Consider the following 4,542-nt stretch of genomic DNA (forward strand, 5'->3'; position numbering starts at 1 on the left):
GGGTACGGCCCGACGGAGAACACGACGTTCACGACGACGTGGAGGATGCAGAAGGAGTCGGACGTCGGAGAGAGAGGAGCGCCGATTGGTCGCCCAGTGGAAGGCACGGAAGTGTACGTGCTGGACGAGGGCCTGCGTCCTGTGGCGGTGGGAGTGCCGGGAGAGCTGTACGCGGGGGGCGAGGGGCTGGCGCGAGGGTACGTGGGGAGGCCGGAGCTGACGGCGGAGCGCTTCGTGCCGAGCCCGTTTGGAGAGGGCGAGAGGCTGTACCGGACAGGAGACGTGGTCCGCTGGAGGGACGACGGAGCGCTGGAGTTTTTGGGGAGGCGAGACGGGCAGGTGAAGGTGAGGGGGTACCGGATTGAGTTGGGGGAGGTGGAGGAGGGGCTGAAGCAGCAGGCAGGAGTGAAGGAAGCAGTGGCGGTGGTGAGGGAGGAGAGAGGGGACAAGAGGCTGGTGGGGTACGTGGTGGGAGAGGTGGAGGGGACGGCGGTGAAGGAGGGGATGAGGAGGAGGCTGCCGGAGTACCTGGTGCCGACGGTGGTGGTGGTGCTGGAGGCGCTGCCGCTGACGGCGAACGGGAAGGTGGACCGGAAGGCACTGCCGGCGCCGGAGGCGGTGACGTCACCGGAAGACGCCTACGAAGCACCGCGAGAGGGGTTGGAAGCGAAGCTGGCGGAGGTGTTCAGCGAAGTGCTGGGAGCGAAGCGAGTCGGGAGGAAGGACGACTTCTTCGAACTCGGAGGACACTCGCTGCTGGCGACGCAGGTGGTGGCGCGAGTGCGTGCACTCACTGGCATCGACCTCCCGCTGCGGACTCTCTTCGAAGCACCGACCATCGAAGCGCTCGCGAGACGTCTTGACTCCTCGCGCGGGGACAGCACGACGCCTGACGTCTTCCCGCTGGTCCCTCGGCTTCGCTCTGGCCCGCCGCCGCTGTCGTTCGCGCAGCAGCGCCTGTGGTTCTTCGAACAGCTCTCTCCTGGCAGCGCCGCCTACAACGTACCGATCCACCTCCAGTTGAATGGAGCGCTGCGAATCGACGCGCTCGGGCGAGCGTTCTCCGAGTTGGTGGCGCGTCACGAATCCCTGCGCACCGGCTTCGCCCTGTACGAAGGGGCCCCAGTCCAGGTCATCCACGCCTCCGAAGACTTCCAGCTCGCCTTCGAGGACCTGAGCGCGTTGCCCGAAGTGGGCCGCCGGAGCGCGGTGCGGCGCCGTGCCGTCGAGGAGTCGCTGCGACCGTTCGACCTCGGGCAGCCCAGGCTCCTGCGCGCCACACTGCTCCGACTCGCTCCCGAGCAACATGTGCTGTCGCTGGTGATGCATCACATCGTCTCGGACGGCTGGTCCCTGGGGGTGCTGGTGCGAGAGCTCGGCGCGCTCTACGTCGCCTTCTCCGAGGGACGACAGTCGCCGCTGCCCGCGCTCCCGGTGCAGTACGCGGACTACGCGCTCTGGCAACGCGAGTGGCTGAGCGGAACGCGACTGGAGACGCAGCTCGACTGGTGGAGGGAGCGGCTCGCCGGAGCGCCCCCGCATCTGGAGTTGCCCATCAAGGGGCCTCGCCCCGCGGTCCAATCGCAGCGAGGCTCCACCGTCCCCGTACGGCTCCCGGGCGCGCTGCGGGACGCGGTGGGCGCGCTGGCCCGCGAGACGGGAACCACCCCCTTCATGGTGTTGCTCTCGGCGTTCCAGGTGTTGCTGTCCCGCTACTCGGGGCAGGACGACATCAGCGTGGGCTCGCCCATCGCGGGCCGCCGGTATGCGGAGACGGAGGGCCTCATCGGCTTCTTCGTCAACACGTTGGTCCTGCGCGCGCGGGTGCAGCCCGCGGAGACGTTCCTCCAACTGCTGGCCCAGGTTCGTGAGACCATGCTCGGGGCCTACGAGCACCAGGACCTCCCCTTCGAGAAGCTGGTGGAGGCGCTGCGTCCCGCCCGTGACTTGAGTCGCACCGCGCTGTTCCAGGTCCTGTTCGTCCTGCAGAACGCTCCGGTGGAGGCGCTCGAGCTCCCCGCGTTGTCCCTCGTGCCGTTGGAGACGGCGGGCACGGAGGCCGCGCGCTTCGAGCTGTCCCTGAACCTGAGCGAGACCTCGGAGGGAATCACGGGAACACTGCTGTTCAACTCGGACCTGTTCTCCGAGTCCACGGCGGCGCGCATGGTGGCGCACCTTCAGGTGCTGCTGGAGGCGATCACCGCGAACCCTGGCCAGCGCCTCTCCGCGCTGCCGCTGATGACGCCAGCCGAGCGGCAACAGGTCCTGGGCTCGTGGTCCACGACCCCTGCGGACTTCTCGAACGCGGCGCCGTTGCATGTGCTCATCGAGCAACAGGCGGCCCGAACCCCCATGGCGCCCGCCGTGCGCTACGAGGACGTGCTGCTGTCGTACGCGCAGCTCGACGCACGAGCCAATCAGCTCGCGAGGCATCTGCGGGAGCTCGGCGTCGGGCCCGACGTCCCGGTGGCGCTGTGCCTGGAGCGGAGCGTGGAGTTGGTGGTGGCGCTGCTGGGTGTCCTGAAGGCCGGAGGCGCCTACGTGCCGCTGGAGCCAGCCCAGCCCGCGACGCGTCTGCGCGTGCTCGTGGAGGAGGTCGCCGCGCCCGTCGTGGTGACGGAGTCTCGTCACGCTGCTTCGTTCGAGACCTGCGCCGCGCGTCGGGTGTTGATGGACTGGGACGCCGCGCTGCTAGCGGGGCATTCAGCAGCCGCGCCGGCCGTGCTGGTCGCGCCGGAGAACACCGCATACGTGTTGTTCACCTCGGGCAGCACGGGGCGTCCCAAGGGCGTGGCCGTGTCACACGGGGCGCTGGTCAACTACGTCCAGGCCGCGACCGAGCGGCTCGGGCTGCGTGAGTGCGCGAGCTTCGCGTTGGTGTCCACCTTCGGCGCGGACCTGGGCAACACGGTGCTGTTCCCGGCGCTGTGCACGGGAGGCGTGCTGCATGTCCTCTCGTCTGAGCGCCTGGGCAATCCCATGGGCGTGGCGGAGTACTTCCAGCGTCACCCGGTGGACTGCGTGAAGATGGTGCCCGCGCACCTCTCCGCCTGGTTGACGGCGCCGGAGCCGGCGCGAGTGCTGCCTCGCAAGCGACTGGTCCTGGGTGGTGAATCCTCGACGTGGGCGCTGGTGGAGCAGGTGCGTGCCCTGGCTCCGACGCTGGAGGTGTTCAACCACTACGGCCCCACGGAGACGACCGTGGGTGTGCTCGCGGGACCGGTGGATGCGGTGGTCCGGGCGGCGGCCGTGCCGCTGGGGCGGCCGTTGGCGAAGGCGCGCGTGTACGTGCTGGATGCCGAGCTGCGTCCGGTGCCGACCGGAGTGCCCGGCGAGCTGTTCATCGGCGGCGAGCAGGTGGCGCGTGGGTATCTGGGGCGCCCTGACCTGACGGCGGAGCGTTTCGGTCCGGACCCGTTCAGCCCAGTGTCGGGAGCTCGGATGTACCGCACGGGGGACAGGGTGCGGTGGCTCGAGGATGGCAGGGTGGAGTTCCTGGGCCGCGCGGACTTCCAGGTGAAGGTGCGAGGCTTCCGCGTGGAGCCTGGAGAGGTGGCGGCGGTCCTGCGCGAGCATCCCTCGGTGGGTGACGCGGTGGTGGTGGCTCGCGAGGACGCGGCTGGTGACAAGCGGCTGGTCGCGTATGTCATCGCGAGCGCCTCGGGAGCCGTGGACCTGGGGACGTTGCGAGGCTTCCTCCAGGAGCGCTTGCCGGCGCACATGGTGCCCTCGGGCTTCATGGTGCTGGAGGCGTTGCCGCTGACGCCGAATGGCAAGCTGGATCGCCGGGCGTTGCCCGAACCGGAGGCGGGGGCTCTGGATTCAGGCGCGGTGCATGTGCCGCCCGCGACGCCGATGGAGGAGTCGCTGGCCTCCATCTGGAAGGAGGTCCTGCGAGTCGAGCGCGTGAGTCGTCACGATGACTTCTTCGCGCTGGGTGGGCATTCGCTCATCGCGACGCAGGTGGTGGCGCGGCTGCGTGGCTCGCTGAGCGTGGAGGTGCCGCTGAGGGCGCTCTTCGAGGCGCCCACGCTGGAGGGACTTGCGCGCAAGGTGGAGCAGGTCGCGCGAGCCGTCTCGGTACCGGCGTTGCGGCCCTCCGCGCGGCAGGGGGCACTGCCGTTGTCCTTCGCGCAGCAGCGCCTGTGGTTCCTCGACAAGCTCGAACCTGGGAGTGTCACGTACAACGTCCCGTCGGCGCTCCGGTTGGAGGGGGCTCTCGATGTGGAGGCGCTGGAGCGAGCGTTCTCCGAGGTGATTCGTCGTCACGAGAACCTGCGCACCAGCTTCCCTGATGAGGGCGGTGTGCCCGTGCAGGTGATCTCCCCACCATCGCGGTTCCAGTTCCGTCGAGTCGAGTTGCACGAGGAGACGGAGCGAGAGTCGACGTTGCTGCGTCTCGTCGGCGAGGAGGTCGCGCGGCCGTTCAATCTGTCGCGAGGGCCGCTGCTGCGGGCGACGTTGGTGAGGCTCTCCGAGGAGGAGCACGTGTTGGTGGTGGTGCTGCACCACATCGTGTCGGACGGCTGGTCGACGGGGCTG

At 69.2% G+C, this 4,542-nt stretch carries 1 protein-coding gene; it reads left to right on the plus strand.

Annotated elements, in window-relative coordinates:
- Positions 1 to 4,542 (plus strand): non-ribosomal peptide synthetase (locus K8640_RS42265; RefSeq protein WP_223752263.1); only part of this gene is annotated, 4,542 nt, incomplete at both ends.

This window comes from Myxococcus sp. XM-1-1-1 (assembly GCF_020037095.1).
Lineage (GTDB): Bacteria > Myxococcota > Myxococcia > Myxococcales > Myxococcaceae > Myxococcus > Myxococcus fulvus.